At 70.4% G+C, this 17,493-nt stretch carries 21 protein-coding genes; 5 read left to right on the top strand and 16 right to left on the bottom strand.

What is annotated here, in order from left to right:
- Positions 1–60: 60 nt before the first annotated feature.
- From ABZ848_RS26175 to ABZ848_RS26155, 5 genes are all read right to left on the bottom strand, one after another.
- Entirely contained in the window at positions 61–855 is a 795-nt protein-coding gene (locus tag ABZ848_RS26175) for a DUF4142 domain-containing protein (RefSeq protein WP_360835764.1), read from the bottom strand.
- Between the two features lie 115 nt (positions 856–970).
- The gene (locus ABZ848_RS26170; protein WP_360835763.1) at positions 971–1,579 is read right to left on the bottom strand and encodes a TIGR03086 family metal-binding protein; all 609 of its coding nucleotides are present in this window, start codon (positions 1,577–1,579) and stop codon (positions 971–973) included.
- A gap of 32 nt (positions 1,580–1,611) precedes the next feature.
- The gene (locus ABZ848_RS26165) at positions 1,612–2,229 is read right to left on the bottom strand and encodes a TetR/AcrR family transcriptional regulator (protein WP_360835762.1); all 618 of its coding nucleotides are present in this window, start codon (positions 2,227–2,229) and stop codon (positions 1,612–1,614) included.
- Between the two features lie 150 nt (positions 2,230–2,379).
- On the bottom strand, positions 2,380–2,733 hold the full coding sequence (locus ABZ848_RS26160) for a nuclear transport factor 2 family protein (RefSeq protein WP_360835761.1): 354 nt from the start codon (positions 2,731–2,733) through the stop codon (positions 2,380–2,382).
- 20 nt (positions 2,734–2,753) lie between these two features.
- Entirely contained in the window at positions 2,754–3,749 is a 996-nt protein-coding gene (locus ABZ848_RS26155) for a hypothetical protein (protein ID WP_360835760.1), read from the bottom strand.
- A 266-nt stretch (positions 3,750–4,015) separates the two neighbouring features.
- Between ABZ848_RS26155 and ABZ848_RS26150 the strand changes: the two genes are divergently transcribed.
- Positions 4,016–5,077 (top strand): helix-turn-helix transcriptional regulator, encoded by a 1,062-nt coding sequence (locus tag ABZ848_RS26150; RefSeq protein WP_360835759.1) that lies wholly within the window; start codon positions 4,016–4,018, stop codon positions 5,075–5,077.
- Positions 5,078–5,116: 39 nt separating this feature from the next.
- Here the strand turns inward: ABZ848_RS26150 and ABZ848_RS26145 are convergent, their stop codons facing one another.
- From ABZ848_RS26145 to zapE, 10 genes are all read right to left on the bottom strand, one after another.
- Positions 5,117–5,827, bottom strand: a complete 711-nt coding sequence (locus ABZ848_RS26145; protein WP_360835758.1) for a peptidyl-tRNA hydrolase — start codon at positions 5,825–5,827, stop codon at positions 5,117–5,119.
- 52 nt (positions 5,828–5,879) lie between these two features.
- Positions 5,880–6,062 (bottom strand): hypothetical protein, encoded by a 183-nt coding sequence (locus ABZ848_RS26140; RefSeq protein WP_360835757.1) that lies wholly within the window; start codon positions 6,060–6,062, stop codon positions 5,880–5,882.
- Between the two features lie 18 nt (positions 6,063–6,080).
- Positions 6,081–6,923 (bottom strand): polysaccharide deacetylase family protein, encoded by an 843-nt coding sequence (locus tag ABZ848_RS26135; protein ID WP_360835756.1) that lies wholly within the window; start codon positions 6,921–6,923, stop codon positions 6,081–6,083.
- Positions 6,924–6,971: 48 nt separating this feature from the next.
- The gene (locus tag ABZ848_RS26130) at positions 6,972–7,829 is read right to left on the bottom strand and encodes a PPK2 family polyphosphate kinase (protein ID WP_360835755.1); all 858 of its coding nucleotides are present in this window, start codon (positions 7,827–7,829) and stop codon (positions 6,972–6,974) included.
- Positions 7,830–7,898: 69 nt separating this feature from the next.
- Positions 7,899–8,459, bottom strand: coding sequence for a YbhB/YbcL family Raf kinase inhibitor-like protein (locus ABZ848_RS26125; protein ID WP_360835754.1), 561 nt, complete (start codon positions 8,457–8,459; stop codon positions 7,899–7,901).
- A gap of 15 nt (positions 8,460–8,474) precedes the next feature.
- Complete coding sequence (locus tag ABZ848_RS26120; protein WP_360835753.1) at positions 8,475–9,257, bottom strand: slipin family protein; 783 nt, start codon at positions 9,255–9,257, stop codon at positions 8,475–8,477.
- 113 nt (positions 9,258–9,370) lie between these two features.
- Positions 9,371–10,837, bottom strand: coding sequence for a SulP family inorganic anion transporter (locus ABZ848_RS26115; RefSeq protein ID WP_360835752.1), 1,467 nt, complete (start codon positions 10,835–10,837; stop codon positions 9,371–9,373).
- Positions 10,838–10,842: 5 nt separating this feature from the next.
- Positions 10,843–11,421: a carbonic anhydrase gene (locus tag ABZ848_RS26110; RefSeq protein WP_360835751.1), complete on the bottom strand. Its 579-nt coding sequence runs from the start codon at positions 11,419–11,421 to the stop codon at positions 10,843–10,845.
- Between the two features lie 88 nt (positions 11,422–11,509).
- Entirely contained in the window at positions 11,510–11,902 is a 393-nt protein-coding gene (locus ABZ848_RS26105; protein ID WP_360835750.1) for a hypothetical protein, read from the bottom strand.
- Between the two features lie 178 nt (positions 11,903–12,080).
- The gene (gene zapE / locus ABZ848_RS26100) at positions 12,081–13,187 is read right to left on the bottom strand and encodes a cell division protein ZapE (RefSeq protein WP_360835749.1); all 1,107 of its coding nucleotides are present in this window, start codon (positions 13,185–13,187) and stop codon (positions 12,081–12,083) included.
- A gap of 37 nt (positions 13,188–13,224) precedes the next feature.
- Here zapE and ABZ848_RS26095 point away from each other — a divergent pair, with 37 nt between their 5' ends.
- The 4 genes from ABZ848_RS26095 to msrB all read left to right on the top strand — a co-directional run bounded on the left by ABZ848_RS26095 (position 13,225) and on the right by msrB (position 16,649).
- Positions 13,225–14,073, top strand: coding sequence for a pyrimidine reductase family protein (locus ABZ848_RS26095; protein ID WP_360835748.1), 849 nt, complete (start codon positions 13,225–13,227; stop codon positions 14,071–14,073).
- A 133-nt stretch (positions 14,074–14,206) separates the two neighbouring features.
- Positions 14,207–14,680 (top strand): indole-3-glycerol phosphate synthase, encoded by a 474-nt coding sequence (locus ABZ848_RS26090; RefSeq protein ID WP_360835747.1) that lies wholly within the window; start codon positions 14,207–14,209, stop codon positions 14,678–14,680.
- 159 nt (positions 14,681–14,839) lie between these two features.
- Positions 14,840–16,228, top strand: a complete 1,389-nt coding sequence (gene murC / locus ABZ848_RS26085; protein ID WP_360835745.1) for a UDP-N-acetylmuramate--L-alanine ligase — start codon at positions 14,840–14,842, stop codon at positions 16,226–16,228.
- A gap of 13 nt (positions 16,229–16,241) precedes the next feature.
- Positions 16,242–16,649 carry a peptide-methionine (R)-S-oxide reductase MsrB gene (gene msrB / locus ABZ848_RS26080; protein ID WP_360835743.1) on the top strand — a complete coding sequence of 136 codons (408 nt, stop codon included), beginning with the start codon at positions 16,242–16,244 and terminating at the stop codon, positions 16,647–16,649.
- Positions 16,650–16,662: 13 nt separating this feature from the next.
- Here msrB and ABZ848_RS26075 read toward each other — a convergent pair whose 3' ends face one another.
- A complete protein-coding gene (locus ABZ848_RS26075; protein WP_360835741.1) occupies positions 16,663–17,337 on the bottom strand; it encodes a transglycosylase SLT domain-containing protein in 675 nt (224 codons plus the stop codon).
- Positions 17,338–17,493: the final 156 nt, after the last annotated feature.

Raw genomic sequence — 17,493 nt, 5'->3', positions numbered from 1 at the left:
CTTACACCTTCAGAGGAACATTTGAGGTTCGGATCCGGCCCCGGGGGGACTCCGGCGGCCCTATTGCAGGACGCCCGCCGAGTCCACCGGATCCGGCCTGCCCGTGTTGACCGTGCCCGGCGCGCCGGGGGAGGGCCGGGAGGTGGTCTTCACGTCACCGCTGGCCTCCGCGGCCGGCGCCGAGGGCGCGACCTGGCCGGGGACCGGTGCCGCCGGGCCGGTGGGGCTGGCGGTCGTACCGGCGACGGCGTCGTTGGCGATGGCGTCGAAGTCGACCCGGCCGGTCTTCTCCAGGATGGTGATGTGGTCGAGCACGGTCTGGTTGGCGTCCGAGGCCAGCTGCCGTACGAGGGTGTTGCGGGTGGTGTTCCGGACCGTGCCGATGGCCGGGAAGATCTTGCCGTGCGCGGCCCGCAGCAGGTTCACGAACTTGTACTCGTACTCCGCGCCGCTCGCCGCGCTCATCTCCTGCAGCCAGCCCTGCTGCTGCTCGTTCGGCTGGTTGGGCAGCTCGACGCCGAGCTGGGCGGCGACGATCCGGACCCGTTTGTCGAGGTCGGTGTGGCCGACGATCAGATGGTCGCCGGCCTCCTTGATCGCGTCGCTGGGCGCCCGCTGGATCGCCTGCTGGCCGGCCGGCAGCTCCCACAGCCCCGCCAGCCGGACCCGCACGATCAGATCGCGGTCGGCCGCGGTCAGCGGACCCCATTGGGTGTTCACGGTCCCCGCGGCCACGTTCGCCTGCCCGGTGCCCGACCGGTCGGCGTACGACCACACCGGGAACGCGAGCGCGCCGATGGTGGCGACGATGGCCGCGATGAGGAAAGTCGTACCGTTGACACGCCTGTTGCTCAATGCTGCCTCCTGGGACGGTGCTTGGCCGGCGCCGGCGACAGGAGGTACGAGTGAGGGTTCGGCGTTGTTCAAACAAACGGTAAAGAACTAAACGGCTGGCAAAGTCGTACGGCCGTCACGTCCTCGTCGGCCACTGCTCCGGCGCCCGCCCGAGCAGCCGCAGCGTCTCCTCCAGCGGCCCCGCTCCCGCGGGCCCCTCGACCACGGGAGCGAACGGGAACTCCGGCCCCCGCAGGGCCGGTTCGGTGGGTACGAGCCGGGCGACGGCGAGCGCGGCGTCCAACGCCTCCTCCGGCAGCTCCACTTCGACCCCGAGCGCGGCGGCGACGTCCCAGGCGTGCACCACGTAGTCGACGAAGTGGAAGCCGATCGCGATCCGCCCCGGGAAGCTCTCGCCCAGCTCCGGCAGCGCGAACTCCCGCTCCCCGACGCCAGGTTCACCGAACGCGCCGAGTACGGCCGCCGCTGCCGCCCGGTGCACCCGGGCCGGCTCACTCATGTCCGCGGGCTCGCGCCAGTGCGCCATGTCCTGCCCGGCCCCGCGCGCGGCGGCCGCGAACCCGTGGTGCTGCGCGGCCATGTGCGCCACGAGCCGCCGCAGGCTCCACCCCGCGCACGGAGTGTCCCGCTCCCAGTCCCCACCCCGCGCCAGATCCACCACCCGAACCGCCTCACGCACGGCGACCCGGTCCAGTTCGACGATGTCCGCTTCGGTGACAGTCATGCGCTCACCCTAAAACTATGCGAACGGTCGTGCTACTTGTTTACGGAGGCCGCCTGAAGCCGCGCCGCGATCCCCGCCCGTGCCCGCTCGTAGGCCGTCTCCTCGTCGTGCAGGACCGACAACATGTTGGCCGCCTCCATCAACGCCACCAGCTCGAAGGCGAGTTGCGGCACATCGGTCCCGGCCCGCAGCTCGCCGGCGTCGCGCGCCCCGGCGATCGTGTGCTCCACGTGAGCCGTCCAATCGCGCTGGGCGCGTACCACCGCGTCGTGCACCGGCCCCGACCTGGCGTCGAACTCCGCGATGACCTCGTAGAAGAAGCAGCCGCCCGGGAAGACCCGGCCGCGTGAGTACTCCAGCCATGCCTCGCACAGCCGCAACACCCGTCCGGCGCCCGGCGGTTCCTCCTGCGCCGGCCGCACCACCCGCTCGGCGAAGACCCGACCGGCCTCGCGCACGGTGGCGAGCTGCAGCTCCTCCTTGGACCCGAAGAGCGCGAACACGCCACTCTTGCTGAGCCCCAACTCCGCCGCCAACCGCCCGACGGACAGGGCCTCCAGCCCCTCCACGGAGGCGATCTCGACGGTACGGTTCAGCACCGACTGCCGGGTGCGATTACCTCGTTCGACCCTGCCGTCGAGCCGTGTCACGTTGTCTTCCTTTCACCTGCCCCGCGTTGTCCCACCGTAAGGGGAAGGCGACGGGCAGGTGTTCAGCGGTCGGTCACGGGCCTGGAAGAACCAGACCAGCAGGCCCGCGGCCATCAAGGGATGCCTTGCCTTGTGCGACAACGGGGATCGTCAGACCGCCGGACGGTAGAAGAAGGTCTTTCGCCTGGTGATCAGTCCGTTGCTGATCCAGTACCAGTCCGCGAAGCCCTCGGAGAGAGCCCGCCCGGAACGGGAGACGCCCTCGAACTGCCCCCAGCAGCACGCTTCGTTCCCCCCGCCCAGACAACCCCGGATGTCATGTCTGCCGTGAGCGACGACGCGTTCCCTGCAGTAGAAGGAGACGAGCGAGGATATCCCACGGATCGGTGTGTAGCCGGGCCGCTCGTAGCAGATGGATTCCGCGCAGAGCTCGGGCAACGACCCCCATTTCTCCGCGTCGATGACCGCGAAGAGCCGCAGGACCAGGTTCTCGTGGGCGTTCACGGCGATGCCACCTTCGTTTGTCAGGCAGCCGGGCGCTGGTCGCCGCGGGAGCGGAGGTCGTCGAGCGTCAGGGAACGCTGTCCGCGCTGCAGTTCCTTGAACCAGTCGAGGAAGTGCCGTACGACATCACCCCTCGAATCCTTGACGATGGCGATGCCTGTGAGCTGAAAGTTCGCGGACTCCGGCAGGCCGTTGACCGGGATGTGCTCGTTGACCTGCCAGATGATGGAGCCGCCGGTGCCCCCGTCCGTGTTCCTCCGCTTCACCACCACGAACGAGATCGGGTACTTGGCGGTCACAGCGTCCAGGGACACCCCTTGCCCGGGAGCGTCGGACTGGAGGCCGATGATCCTCCGGTAGTGCTCCAGGTAGCTCGGCTCGATGGAATCGGACAGGAAGACGGACGACCTGTCCAGGACATCGAGAGACGGGAGTTGGACGAGGCGGTGATAGGCGGCACCACGCCTGAGCCGGTTTTCTATGCGGCGGAGGTATTCCTCCTGCAACCGCTCGATCGCGGGATCGGAGCGCTGGTGGAACACCTCGACGAAGGAGTTCACGGCCAGGATCTCGTCACCTTCCCTGGCGGTGTCGATCACCTCGCCGGCTTTCGTGTACAGCATCTCGGCCTGCTTGAGATGCTTCGCCTCGGGGCCATGGCGAGCGGGGTAGTACTTGATGGACGCGCCCGTCTGGTCCCGGAACTCGTCGAACGACTCGTCCATGCGCTCGTGCAGGGCCCGCACCGCACGGCGGGTGAGCCGACCCTCGTGCGCCGTGTCGCCCGATGTGGTCATCGTGGCGAACACGAGAAAGGCGAGCAGCGCCAGCACGCCCACGAGAAGTCCGGTCTGCGAAGCGCTGATGCCGTCGCCGAGCCATTCCTGGAAGACGTTCAGCACGGCGGCGAACGGAATGGCCGCCAGGAACGCGGCCAGCACTCGGGTCACTCGATGCCGTACGCCGTTCCGCTCCCGTTCCCCCTCGGGAGCGGAACTCCCCCTCGGCGTCGTCATGATGTGCACCATCCCCTCTCCCAGTCGTCGTGTCGTCGTGGCGTGCCTCCGGGCAACTCCCCCCTGAGTTCATTACGTTAGGGAGGTATTTGCGGCAATCACATCCCAGATGTCTGGGATCCTCGTAACCTGCTGTCGTGAGCTCCCTGCCAAGCCCCGGCCGGCGCTCCGGTCGTGGCCGCCCAAGCCGGTCCCCGAACCACAACTCAGTTGCCGATGAGCTGAGTCAGCGCCTGCGCGGTGCAGGGTCTGCCGGGGCACTCGAGGTGTTGAAGGCGGCCGGCACGGCCCTCACCGAGACCGTCCCCGCCGACATCTGGTGCGCCGTCATGCTGGACCCGGCGACCTTTCTGGACACGGGAGGCCAGCATGAGTACGGCTTCCCAGCCCGAGTCATGCCCCGTCTGTTCGAGATCGAGCACACGGAGCAGACCGGGATCGACAACATCCGGGCCATGGCCCGCCGTTCCGGATCTGCAAGCCTGCTGAGCCGGTCCTCCGGCGGCCGCCTCGAGGACAGCGTCTACTATCGCGACATCCTGCGGCCCGAGGGGCTCGCCGACGAACTGCGGGTTCTGCTGCGGGACGGATCCCGGACCTGGGGGTTGCTCGTACTCTGCCGCGCCGAGGGGGCACGGCCCTTCAGCGCCGCGGACGTCGAGTCCGCCGCGGCGATCAGCTCACCGGCCGCGGTGGCCCTGCGCCGGTCGCTGCTGCTGGCGGGCATCGATCGCGGCGACGTCCCGGACGCGCCCGGCCTGGTCGCTCTGGACGACGATCTCCGCATGCGGTTCTGCACGTCCACCGCGGACCACTGGCTGGGTCTGATCCAGGAGACCCATCCGGTTCCGGGACGCGCGTATCCGCTGTGCCTGGAGGCCATCGGCAGCAAGGCACGCGCCTGCGCCCCGGGTGTCCAGGTGAGTTCCCGCGCCATGAGCCGTTCCGGTCACTGGATCACGCTCAACGCCTGGCGCGAGGAAGCGGCCGCGGACGACGAGGCCCGTATCTATGTCTCCCTGAGCCTGAGCAGGCCCGGTGAGCTGGCCGCCATCGTGCTGGACGCCTACGGCCTGTCGCCCCGCGAGCGCGATGTCGCCCAGCAGGTCCTCCTGGGCCGGTCGACCACGGAGGTCGCCGCGTCGCTCCACATCACCGAGTACACGGTGCAGGACCACTTGCGGAAGGTTTTCGACAAGGCCGGCGTGCGCAGCCGCCGCGAACTCACCGCCGAACTCTTCATGCGCTACTACCTGCCCTACCTCGACAGCCCCCCGCTCACGACGGACGGCCGTATGCGCGGCGAGAGGCAGGACAGTCCGGGTTGAGCGGGCCGCTGTCAGCGGGCACTGTGCCGCCGAGTGGAGTCACCGCAGCGCCGGATGATCGGCCACGACCGTGCACGAACCCGGTGCGATCTCCGTGAACCCCGCGTCCCGTACCAACGGCAGCCCGCTCGTGGTCAGTTCGGGCCAGCGTTCCGGATCGGCGTTCCGTACGGCGAGTGGGAAACCGGCGTCGCGCCAGGACACGCGGTCCTCGTCCGACAGTTCCCACCAGGCCAGTTGGGCGCCGTGCCCGGCCTGTGCCATCGCCTTGCCGGCCGACATGTCGAGTTCGGGGTTGAGCCACAGCACGGGTACTCCCGGGGCCGCCTCCACCGGCGGCTCCGGGTCGTCGAGGTCGGTCCCGGACACCTGCAGCCTCGCCAGGTCCTTCGGCCAGCCGTCGAGCGGAACGGGCGGGAACACCCGTACCTCGGCCGCCTTCCCGGTCACGGTGATCCCGGGCAGCCCCTCGGCCCGCCGCCACTCGGCGCCCCGGGCCCGCCGCACGACCTTCCGGATCCGCGCGTCCTGCCAGTCCCGCATGACCTGAGCCCACTCCCCGTCCCCGACGGAGCGTTCGTCGCTGAGCATGACGAGCACCGCTCGCGCGGCGGTCTCGAGAGCGTCCGTGCGGGCGGGCGGGTCGGCCTTCTCGATGCGGACGACGAGCGGCAGCACGAACTGGGGCGCTTCGTCGCGGGCGGTCGGCTCGGACCTGAAGGGACTGTCACTGGTCGGCGTAGGGCTCACACCGGCCAACCTTAAAGGGGGCGGGGCTGCACCATTTCCGCGGCTCCGCCGCTCACCCCGAGCACGCGCTGCGCTGCGCCTCCTGCCACTCGCAGACCGGACAGAGCGTGATCCCCTTGTACGACTCCGGGTACTCGGTCGGCTCCCGGCACAGCACGCACTCGGCGTACGGCGGCCCGTCCGCCTTCGGCGGCGTGGTGGCGTCGCCGATCGTGCAGTAGCTTTCGTCGCTCATGTCTCCAGCCTACGGCGGTCAGCGCCGGGCCCGGGCGTCGCCGATCAGCTCGGACACCTTCACGAACCGGTACCCCTGCTTCCGCAGCTCCGGCACGATCGTCCGCACCGCCCGCTCGGTCGCCGGGGCCGCGCTGCGGGTGCAGTGCATGACCACGACCGACCCCGGCCGCACCCCGTCCAGCACCTGCCGGGCCACCGCGTCGGCGTCCGTCGCGAAGGCGTCCCCGCTCACCACGTCCCACTGCACGGCGGTGACACCGGTCGGGGTGAGGGCCTTGAGCGCGGCGCGGTCGTAACAGCCGCCGGGGAAACGGAAGTACGGCATCGCGTCCGGCACCCCCGCCTTCCGGAAGGCGGTGTACGCCCGCTCGACGTCCGCCCGCATCCGGTCGGCGGCGACGGTCGGCAGGCCGTAGCAGTCGCCGGTGAAGGCGTAGTGGCTGTAGGAGTGGTTGGCGACCTCGAAGAGGCGGTCGCGGCCGATGGACCGGGCCTGCGCCGGGTACTCCTCGGCCCACCGCCCGGTCATGAACACGGTCGCCGGCACCTTCAGCGCCCGCAGCTCCGCGACGAGCTCCGGATTGTCGAACCGCTCACCGGCCGCCGCCCGGGCCCCCTGATCCGCGGTCATGTCGGCATCGAAGGTCAACGCGACCACCTTGCCGAGCGTACGGGGCCCGTTCCGGAAGACGGGGGTGAGCCCGGCCGGTCCCGGCGCGAGGGTCGGCGGCCGGGACGGGGCGGCGGAGGTCGCGGAGGGAGCCGGGCGAGCGGCGTGGGGCGCGGTGGGGGCGCCGCAGGCGGTGAGCGCGGCGCCGAGGGCACAGGCGGCCGCTGCTTGTCGTACTCGAATGATCACCGCATGAACATAAGTGGACGAATCGGATGAATCGCGGACCGGCGCGCTTCAGCGCTGGTCCAGCAGCCGTTTGCGGGACTCCTCCACGTCGAAGTCCGGCTTCGGGTACCGCGGGTCGAGGGACTCCAGGTGTTCCAGGAGGAGGCGGCCCACCGCCCAGTTGCGGTACCACTTGCGGTCGGCCGGGATCAGGTGCCAGGGGGCGTGCGGGGTGGAGCAGCGGGCCAGGGCGATCTCGTAGGCCTCCTGGTACGCGGGCCACAGCGCGCGGTCGTCGATGTCGCCGGGGCTGAACTTCCACCACTTGTCGGGGCGGTCGAGGCGTTCCAGGAGACGGCGGCGCTGCTCCTCGTACGAGATGTGCAGGAAGCACTTGACGACGGTCACCCGGTCGTCGACGAGGCGCTGTTCGAAGCGGTTGATGTCGGTGTAGCGCTGCTCGATCTCCTCGGGCGGGGCCAGTGCGCGCACGCGGCCGGCGAGGACGTCCTCGTAGTGGGAGCGGTCGAAGATGCCCAGTTCGCCGGGGTGAGGGAGTTCGCGCTCGACGCGCCAGAGGAAGTGGTGCTCCCGTTCCTCCGGCGTGGGTGCCTTGAACGCCTTGATACGGCAGCCGGACGGGTTGAGCAGGCCGATGACGTGCTTGACCGTGCCGCCCTTGCCGCTGGTGTCCATGCCCTGGAGGATCAGCAGGATCCGGCGGCGGTCGCCTTTGGTGCTCGACGCCCACAGGCGTTCCTGCAGGTCGGCGAGGTGCCCGCCCATGTCGGAGACGGCGGCCAGGCCCGCCTTCTTGTCCTTCGGGCCGCCCGGCGTCGACCTCGGGTCGTGGGCGGCCAGGTCGACGTCCTCGCCGGCCGGCAGCCTCAGCAGTTTCCGGAGACGGGTCCTGTCCTGCTCTGCCACGGGCCACTCCTTCGCACGCGCTGTGCCTCGATCCTGCGCCGCCGGGGCGGCGGTTGCCAGTCGTGCGGATCAGCGGCCGTAACGGCCCGTCAGGGTGCCCGAGGCCAGGGTGTGGTCGGTCAGCGCCCGGTTGACGTCGTCGGCCGAGGCGGTCGAGGGGAGGTCGAGGGTGCGGTCGGCGGCGTAGACGGAGAAGACGTAGTGGTGGGGGTCGCTGCCCTTGGGCGGGCAGGGGCCGCCGTAACCCGTCTTCTTGAAGCCGTTACGGCCCTCCGTCGCGCCCTTGGGCGGTTGTCCCGCCGGCCATCGCGTCTGGTGCGGGTCGGCGTTCCAGAGCAGCCAGTGGGTGAAGGTGCCGTGCGGGGCGTCGGGGTCCTGGACGAGGACGGCCAGGGTGGTTGTCGTGGCGGGGACGCCGGTGACGGTCAGGGGCGGGGAGATGTCCTCGCCGTCGCAGGTGTAGCGGCGCGGGATCGTGCCGCCCTCGGTGAAGGCGGAGCTCGACACCGTGAGGCGCTGTGCGGCGGAGGGGGACGGGACGGACGTACCACCACCGTCGTCGTCTCCGCATCCCGAGGCGAAGGCGAGAGCGGCGGCCGCTGCGGCCAGGGGCAGGAACCTGCGGTCCATGGGGGAACGCTAGCGCTACGGGCGGTGGTCCTGGGGGTGCTCCTGCGCCTTTTCCAGGAAGCGCAGCAGCTCCACGGGGAAGGGGAGGACCAGTGTCGAGTTCTTCTCGGCGGCCACCGCGACCACCGTCTGGAGCAGGCGCAGTTGGAGGGCGGCCGGCTGCTCGGACATCTCCTTCGCCGCCTCGGCGAGCTTCTTCGAGGCCTGCAGTTCGGCGTCGGCGTTGATGATGCGGGCGCGGCGCTCGCGGTCGGCCTCCGCCTGGCGGGCCATGGAGCGCTTCATCGTGTCCGGCAGCGACACGTCCTTGATCTCCACCCGGTCGATCTGCACACCCCAGCCGATGGCGGGGCTGTCGATCATCAGCTCCAGGCCCTGGTTCAGCTTCTCGCGGTTGGAGAGCAGGTCGTCGAGGTCGCTCTTGCCGATGATCGAGCGCAGGGACGTCTGCGCCATCTGGGAGACGGCGAACTTGTAGTCCTCGACGTTGATGAGCGCCGCCGCCGCGTCGACCACCTTGAAGTAGACGACGGCGTCCACGCGCACGGTCACGTTGTCCCGGGTGATGCCCTCCTGGGCCGGGACCGGCAGCGTGACGATCTGCATGTTCACCTTGCTCAGCCGGTCCATGAACGGAACGACCATCGTGAACCCGGGTTCCCGTACCTCCCCGGCGACCCGGCCGAGCCGGAACACCACCCCGCGCTCGTACTGCTTCACCACCCGCGCCGCCGCGGCGGCGTAGACGACACAGGCGGATCCGACCGCCGCGGCCGCCGTCAACAGCTCAGCGAGCATCACGACCTCCTCGGGGAGAGGCCCGTTATGTCTGCTCCTGCAACGATATGCCCGTCGGCCGGTCCCGGGCCACGACGTGGGACCCGGGACCGGCCGACAGGGCGTCCGGCTGTCTACGCGGCGGTCACCCGCACCGGCTCGGTGCCGACCGCGCTGTGCCGTTCCGCCCAGTTCTCCAGGGCGGTGCGGCAGGCGTGGTCGAGGTGGTGCAGGCCGGAGAGGTCCAGCTCCACCGGGCGGTCCTGGGGCAGCGCCTCCAGGCTGTCGAGGATCTTCGGCAGCCGCAGGAAGGTCGCGTTGCCCGACAGGTACGCCTGGACGGGGCCCGCGCCCTTGTCGATGACCTCCAGTTTGATGTGCGAGGCCTCCCACGCGGTCTTCGCGACCGCGAGGGCCAGACCGATGAGCACGCCCTCGAACATGCTGACCGCGACGATCGACACGGCCGTGACGACCAGGATCAGCGCCTCGCCGCGGTGCTCGCGCCACAGCGACACGATCCCGCGTACGGGGATCAGCTTGGCGCCGGAGTAGACGAGGATGCCCGCGAGGGCCGGGATCGGGATGTAGGCGAGGACGCCGGGCAGCAGGGCCGCGAAGAGCAGCAGCCAGACGCCGTGCATGACCCGGGACGCCTTCGTCCGCGCGCCTGCCTGGACGTTCGCCGCGCTGCGTACGATCACCGCGGTCATCGGCAGCGCGCCCAGCACGCCACACAGTGCGTTGCCCGCGCCCTGCGCGACCAGTTCCCTGTCGTACTCGGTGCGCGGACCGTCGTGCAGCCGGTCCACGGCCGCCGCGCTGAACAGTGACTCGGCGGACGCGATCAGCGTGAACGCGACGATGGTGCCGAGCAGGCCGACGCTCGCGAGCTCCGCGAAGGCGCTCAGCGGGGGCGGCTGGATGGAGCCCAGCAGGCCCTTGACCTCGACGGTGGCGACGGGCAGGGAGAACAGCAGCGCGGCGAGCGTCGTCAGGGCCACGGCCGCGAGCGGTCCGGGGACCGTGCGCAGCTGCTTCGGCATCCGCTTCCACAGCACGAGTACGGCGATGGTGCCCGCGCCGAGCCCCAGCGAGGCCAGCGCGTCCGTGTTCCCGAACGCGTCGAGGAGCGCGCCGGGCAGCTGGGCTATCTTGTCCGGCCCCGAGGCCGGGGCTTTCGCGTCGGCCATCGAGTAGAGCTGTCCGGCGATCAGCACGAGGCCGATGCCGGCCAGCATGCCCTCGACCACCGAGACCGAGATGGCCCGGAACCAGCGCCCCAGCTTCAGGACGCCCATGAGGATCTGGAGCACACCGGTGGCGAGCACGATCACGCCGAGGGCCGGCAGCCCGAACTCCCTTACCGCTTCGAAGACCAGCACGGTCAGACCGGCCGCGGGCCCGGAGACCTGCAGGCTGCTGCCGCGCATCAGTCCGGTGACGATGCCGCCCACGATCCCGGTGACCAGGCCCAGTTCGGCCGGGACACCGGAGGCGACGGCCACGCCCACGCACAGCGGGAGCGCGACCAGGAAGACGACCAGGGAGGCGGCGAAGTCCTGCCGCAGGTGAGGGTTCCTCGACATCACGGTCTTCATCGCGATCACAGGCCCTCGAACGCGTCGGTCTCGGCGCGGTGGGCGTGCACCCTGCCGGTGTGCACCTCGTAGTACCAGGCGTGCAGGGTGAGTTGACCGTCCGTCAGCTTCTTGTCGATGAAGGGGTACGACCGCAGGCGCAGCACCTGGGCCAGGACGTGGCTCTGCACGCCCTCGGCCACGGTGGGGTCCTCGACCGTCCCGGCCGGGCGCGGCGTGGCGTTCGCCAGCCAGTCGCGCACGGCGGGTACGGCGGTCAGGTCGTCGCCGCGCACCAGGGCGCCGACGGCGCCGCAGTGCGAGTGTCCGCAGACCACGATGTCGCGGATGCCGAGGACCTCCACGGCGTACTCGATGGTGGCCGCCTCGCTGGTGGGGTGCTGCGAGGCGTACGGCGGGACGATGTTGCCCGCGGTGCGCAGCTCGAAGAGCTCGCCCGGGCGGGCGCCGGTGATCAGGGCCGGTACGACCCTGGAGTCGGAGCAGGTGATGAACAGCACCTGCGGGGACTGGCCTTCGGCGAGTTTGGCGAACTCCTCAGGGCGCTGTCCGAACGTACGGGCGTTGTCGATGAGGGGCTGCATGATGTGGTGACTCCTCCTGGCGCGCCGTGGGGGCGCGTCGGTGTGGGCAGGACAGGGTGGGGGAACTGCTCTGTTCTGCTTGGCTCTCTCAGCAGCGGAAGACCTGAAGTGCCGCCGGAGAGTGCGCTGTCGAGGGTCTCGACAGATGAAGGGTGCGGGGCGCGACCGGTTCGTGGACGGACGCCGGGTCCAGCGCCAGCAGTTGGCGCTCGGGTTCGTCGAAGGTGAAGCCGGCGGTCACATGACGGTCGCGGGTGCGCAGGGGACCGGTCGGGTCCCCGGAGTGGCCGCAGTCGCGGTGTGTGGCGGACTCGTCACGCAGGGCCTTGCCGGATGGTTTGGTTCCGGGCAGGTCCTTGGCCACGGCGTGACGGGACGTGTGCGCGGCTGCGAAGGACGCGGTCGGCGCGAAGAACTGGAGGGCGAGCAGGACGGCGGCCAGGAGGGAAACGGCGGTCCGGGTCGTCGTACCTCGGAACATGCGCCCCCCTTCATGCCGTCCGTGCTTCTCGTACCGACCAAGGGATGGTCAATCGATGGTCAAGAAACACGTTAACCCTGCAAAGTTGTTTGCAGGGTTAACTTAGCGTTTCGGCTTGAAGAGAGCCTGAAATGCGCTGGTGGGTTGGCTTGATCCGGTCGGCGGTCCAGCCGGTGGTCTAGTCGGTGCCGAGGAGCTTCTCGCCGTCCCGGGCGAGCGCGGTGAGCCGGGATATCGCGCGGAAGTACTTCTTGCGGTAGCCGCCGTTCAGCATCTCCTCGCTGAAGAGCTGGTCGAAGGCCAACCCCGAGGCCAGGACCGGGACTTCACGGTCGTAGAGCCGGTCCGCGAGGACGACGAGACGCAGGGCCGTCGACTGGTCGGGCACGGGCTGCACGTCGGTGAGGCAGACCGCCTTCAGGTCGTCCGTCAGGGCGCCGTAGCGGCTGGGGTGCACCTTGGAGAGGTGGTCGAGGAGCTGCGGGAAGGCGTCGAGCGAGGCGCCCTCGGTGGCGTACGCCGCCTTCGTCACCTGCTCGTCCGAGAAGGGCGCCGGCGCCTTGGGCAGGCCGCGGTGGCGGTAGTCCTCGCCGTCGATGCGCAGGGGGCGGAAGTGGGCGGACAGGCCCTGGATCTCGCGCAGGAAGTCGGCGGCCGCGAAACGGCCCTCGCCGAGCTTGCCGGGCAGCGTGTTGGAGGTGGCGGCGAGGGCGACGCCCGCGTCGACCAGCCGGCCGAGCAGCGTCGACACGAGGACGGTGTCGCCCGGGTCGTCGAGCTCGAACTCGTCGATGCAGAGCAGGCGGTGACCGGAGAGGGTCTGCACGGTCTGCTGGAAGCCGAGGGCGCCGACGAGGTTGGTCAGCTCGACGAAGGTGCCGAAGGCCTTGAGCGCGGGTTCGGCCGGGGTGGCGTGCCAGAGGGAGGCGAGCAGGTGGGTCTTGCCGACGCCGTAACCGCCGTCGAGGTAGACACCGCGCGGGCCGGCCGGGGTCTTCGGCGCCTTGGCCTTGCCGAACCCGAAGAACCCGCGCTTCCCGCCCCCGGTGGCGTGCGCCCCGCGGAGGCCGCCCGCGAAGCCCTCCAGGACCCGTACGGCCTCGGTCTGGCTGGGCTGGTTCGGGTCCGGGATGTACGTGCTGAAGCGCACCGAGTCGAAGCGCGGCGGCGGCACCATCTCGGCGACCAGCCGGTCCGCGGGGACGTGCGGGGCACGGGCGCAGAGGGACAGCGGGGCCGCGTCGGCTATCGGACCGAGGCTGGGGGCGGAAGGCGAGGACGACACGGTTACCCATGCTAAGCGTCGTGGAACACTGCACGACATGCGACGCCTGTTCCCTGTGACCGACCAGACAGTGCCGCCCCCCTCCGGGGAGGGGGGCGGTGACGCGGGGCCCGGAGCCGAGGGCGGGGCTCCCGGGGGCGGTGGGAGTGCCGACCGCGAGTGGAGTCTTGCCGAGCTCGCCGCCGCCTATGCCTATCCCGAGCCGACCGCGGGCGGGCAGCCGGTGCCCTGGCTGCGCGGGAACATGGTGTCCACGCTGGACGGGGCCGCGCAGCACGACGGGAAGTCGCAGCCCATCTCCAACGCGGCCGACATGCGGATCTTCGGCACCCTGCGGGCCCTCGCGGATGTCGTGATCGTCGGTGCGGAAACGGTACGCCAGGAGGGTTACCGGCCAGCACGCGCGCGTGCGGAGTTCCAGGCCGCGCGGGTGGCGGCCGGACAGGCCCAGGCGCCGGCGATCGCGGTGGTCACGGCGAGCCTGGACCTGGACTTCGCGCTTCCGCTCTTCACCTCGCCGGTCGTGCCGACGCTGGTCCTCACCGGCGCCGCGGCGGCCCCCGACCGGCTCGCCGCCGCCGAGAAGTCGGGCGCCCGCGTGGTGATCGCCGGGGACGGGATGGGCGTGGACCCCGTGCGTGCCGTGCAGGCCCTCGGCGAGCTGGGGCACACCCGGCTGCTGACCGAGGGCGGGCCCCGGCTGCTCGGCCAGATGGTCGCCGCCGGGGTGCTCGACGAGCTCTGTCTGACCATGGCCCCGATGCTCACCGCGGGCGACGCGCAGCGCATCGCGGGCGGGCCGTCGGTTCCGGTTCCGCAACGGTTCGCACTGGTGTCCCTGCTGGAGGAGGAGGGCTTCCTCTTCGGCCGCTACCAGCGCACTTGAAATTCGTTCAGCGGTCCCGCCGGTCCCCAACTCGGCGGAATCTACCGTTCCGCTTAGCTTCCGGCGGGCACACTGAATCTCGCAGTCCCCGTGACATGACGGGGCAGGATGGTTTCCGCAGAAGGGGCGCCCGGTGTTCACAAGCGTATTGATGATCGAGAAGGCCCTGACGTCCGCAGACGTGGAGTTCGTCACCACCCTGCACGGTGACGAGGGGGTGTCCTTCCATGTACTCCTCCAGCCCCGCGGCGACCAGGCGGACCGCCTGCTGCGGGCCATCGACGACGTGGCGCTCGGCGAACTGGACGAGGCGGCCCGGGAGCGGGAGGTTCCCGAGGGGGCGGCGGCGAAGGACTTCGGGGAGCGGGCGCTGGAGGTGTCGTTGCAGGCGCTGCGGGCGTCGGGCAACGAGGCGGACGGGAGACTGATCGAGGATCATCCGCTGGACGCGCTGAAGGCGCTGGTGGAGGAGATCGGCGCGGATGAGGTGATCGTGCTGACGGATCCTCATTATGTGGAGGAGTTCTTCCATCGGGACTGGGCCTCGCGGGCTCGGCACAAGGTGGGGGTGCCGGTGCTGAAGTTGTTCTCGCACAGCAAGGCGTAGGGCTGCGCCTGATCGCCGTGGGGGAGTGGTGCGTTTGCGGGTGCGGGTGCGTTGTGGCTGGTCGCGCAGTTCCCCGCGCCCCTGGGTGGGCGTGGTTCTCGGAGGCAATAGGCTGAGGTGCTGAACACTCGCCGTTGCACCACGTACAGGGAGATATGCATGGCACCCGGCCTTCCCCCCGCCATGGACCGACCGCACTTCATCGGCATCGGTGGGGCCGGGATGTCCGGGATCGCGAAGATTCTTGCCCAGCGTGGTGCGAAGGTCGCCGGCAGTGATGCCAAGGAGTCCGAGACCGCGGCGGCGCTGCGTGCGCTGGGCGCCACCGTGCACATCGGGCACGCGGCGGAGCACCTCGCCGGCGACGCGAGCTGTGTCGTCGTGTCGTCGGCGATCCGCAAGGACAACCCGGAGCTGGCGCGCGCCGCCGAGCTGGGTGTTCCGGTGGTGCACCGGTCGGACGCGCTGGCCGCGCTGATGGACGGCCTGCGGCCGATCGCCGTCGCCGGCACGCACGGCAAGACGACGACGACCTCGATGCTTGCCGTCTCCTTGTCCGAGCTCGGGCTGAAGCCCTCGTACGCCATCGGCGGCGATCTGGACGTGCCCGGCTCCAACGCGCTGCACGGTGCGGGCGAGATCTTCGTCGCCGAGGCGGACGAGTCGGACCGCAGCTTCCACAAGTACGCGCCCGAGGTCGCGATCGTCCTCAACGTCGAGCTCGACCACCACGCCAACTACGCGTCCATGGACGAGATCTACGAGTCCTTCGAGACGTTCGCCGGGAAGATCGTGCCCGGTGGCACGCTGGTGATCTCCGCCGACCACGAGGGCGCGCGTGAGCTGACGCGGCGGCTGGCAGGTTCGGTGCGGACGGTGACGTACGGCGAATCGGCGGACGCCGACGTGCGCGTCCTGTCCGTCGTCCCGCAGGGACTGAAGAGCGAGGTCACCGTCCTGCTGGACGGCACCGAGCTCACCTTCACGGTCTCCGTGCCCGGCCGTCACTACGCGCACAACGCGGTCGCCGCCCTCGCCGCGGGCGTCGCGCTGGGCGTCCCGGCCGCCGAGCTGGCACCGGCGCTGGCCGCGTACACCGGGGTGAAGCGGCGCCTGCAGCTGAAGGGCGAGGCGGCCGGCGTCCAGGTCATCGACTCCTACGCCCATCACCCGACCGAGATGACGGCCGACCTGGAGGCGATGCGCGCCGCGGCGGGCGATTCGCGGATCCTGGTCGTCTTCCAGCCGCACCTGTTCTCCCGTACGCAGGAGCTCGGCAAGGAGATGGGCCAGGCCCTGGCGCTGGCGGACGCGTCGGTCGTCCTCGACATCTACCCGGCCCGCGAGGACCCGATCCCGGGCGTCACGAGCGAGCTGATCATCGAGGCGGCGCGGGCCGCGGGCGCGGACGTGACGGCGGTCCACGACAAGGCGGAGGTCCCGGACGTGGTGGCGGGAATGGCGAAGGCCGGTGATCTCGTTCTCACCATGGGCGCGGGCGACGTCACGGACCTCGGCCCGCGCATCCTGGACCGTCTCGCGAAGTAAGGGGCTGAGCTTCATGTCGTACGACGTCGAGAAGCCGGACGAGCAGTGGCGTGCGGAGTTGACGCCGGCCGAGTACGCGGTGCTGCGGCAGGCCGCGACGGAGCCCGCCTTCACGGGCGAGTACACCGACACCAAGACCAAGGGCGTCTACTCCTGTCGCGCCTGCGGTGCCGAACTCTTCACCTCCACCACGAAGTTCGAGTCCCACTGCGGCTGGCCGTCCTTCTACGACCCCAAGGACACCGACGCGGTGGAACTGATCGAGGACCGCTCGCACGGCATGATGCGGACCGAGGTGCGGTGCGCGCGATGCGGGTCGCATCTGGGGCATGTCTTCGAGGGCGAGGGCTATCCGACGCCGACTGATCAGCGGTACTGCATCAACAGCATCTCGCTGCGGCTGACGGAGGACGAGGGCTGATCCCGGGCGGCACTCAGTACGCGTGGTGCGTCTGCCAGAAGGACCAGGCTCCGCAGGGGCTGCCGTACGCGCTGTTCATGTAGTTGAGGCCCCACTTGATCTGGGTGGCCGGGTTGGTCTGCCAGTCGGCGCCTACCGAGGACATCTTGTAGCCGGGGAGTGCCTGGACGAGGCCGTAGGCGCCGGAGGAGGGGTTGACGGCCAGGTAGTTCCAGCCGGACTCGCGTTCCACGATGTTGCTGAAGCACTGGAACTGGCCGGACGGCACGATCGACGCGGCCAGCGCCTTGACCTGCGCGGTGGTGTAGGACGGCTGGAGCGAGACGGGAGCGGAGCCCGAGGAGGTCTGCGAGGACTTGGCCTCCGCCTCCTGCTTCGCCTTCTCCGCCGCTTCCTTCTTCTGCGTCGCGGTCTTCGCGGCAGCCTTGCGAGCCGCCTCCTCCGCGTCCTTCCGTGCGCTCGCGTCCGCCTGAACGGCCTGCGCGTCGGCCTGTTGCGTCAGGGACGTGGTCTGCACCCGGGCCTGCTGCCCTGCGGGGATGTCCGCGAGGAGCGTGGTGCCGGCCGCCGTCGCCTCGGCGTCATGGGGCTGCGCCGTGCTGCTGGAGGCCACGCCGACGACGCTGCCGACGGCGGTCACCGCGGTGGCGGAGGCCGCCGCCAAACCCCGCACGGATATCGGGCTCACGCGCTTTCCTTCCGGTTCGTCCGAAGGGCCGTGCAGTGAGTGGTGCAGGCAACTCGCCTGCCGGCCCCGGCAGTTGGAACACTCTGCCGTGCCGCGACGGGCGGCGCAATCGTGGAGCAGGTGTGGATGATCACACGTTCGACCTTCGGCCTTGTG

Source organism: Streptomyces sp. NPDC047081 (genome assembly GCF_040643775.1).
Taxonomy (GTDB): Bacteria; Actinomycetota; Actinomycetes; order Streptomycetales; family Streptomycetaceae; genus Streptomyces.
This window is presented reverse-complemented; position numbering and strand designations above follow the sequence as displayed.

Bases quoted from the DNA above. Each gene is read 5' to 3' on its own strand.
- murC (WP_360835745.1), top strand. From the start codon at position 14,840: ATGGCACCCGGCCTTCCCCCCGCCATGGACCGACCGCACTTCATCGGC.
- ABZ848_RS26125 (WP_360835754.1), bottom strand. From the start codon at position 8,459: ATGGACCGCAGGTTCCTGCCCCTGGCCGCAGCGGCCGCCGCTCTCGCC.
- ABZ848_RS26105 (WP_360835750.1), bottom strand. From the start codon at position 11,902: ATGTTCCGAGGTACGACGACCCGGACCGCCGTTTCCCTCCTGGCCGCC.
- ABZ848_RS26095 (WP_360835748.1), top strand. From the start codon at position 13,225: ATGCGACGCCTGTTCCCTGTGACCGACCAGACAGTGCCGCCCCCCTCC.
- ABZ848_RS26120 (WP_360835753.1), bottom strand. From the start codon at position 9,257: ATGCTCGCTGAGCTGTTGACGGCGGCCGCGGCGGTCGGATCCGCCTGT.
- ABZ848_RS26170 (WP_360835763.1), bottom strand. From the start codon at position 1,579: ATGACTGTCACCGAAGCGGACATCGTCGAACTGGACCGGGTCGCCGTG.
- ABZ848_RS26110 (WP_360835751.1), bottom strand. From the start codon at position 11,421: ATGCAGCCCCTCATCGACAACGCCCGTACGTTCGGACAGCGCCCTGAG.
- ABZ848_RS26155 (WP_360835760.1), bottom strand. From the start codon at position 3,749: ATGACGACGCCGAGGGGGAGTTCCGCTCCCGAGGGGGAACGGGAGCGG.
- msrB (WP_360835743.1), top strand. From the start codon at position 16,242: ATGTCGTACGACGTCGAGAAGCCGGACGAGCAGTGGCGTGCGGAGTTG.
- ABZ848_RS26140 (WP_360835757.1), bottom strand. From the start codon at position 6,062: ATGAGCGACGAAAGCTACTGCACGATCGGCGACGCCACCACGCCGCCG.
- ABZ848_RS26115 (WP_360835752.1), bottom strand. From the start codon at position 10,837: ATGAAGACCGTGATGTCGAGGAACCCTCACCTGCGGCAGGACTTCGCC.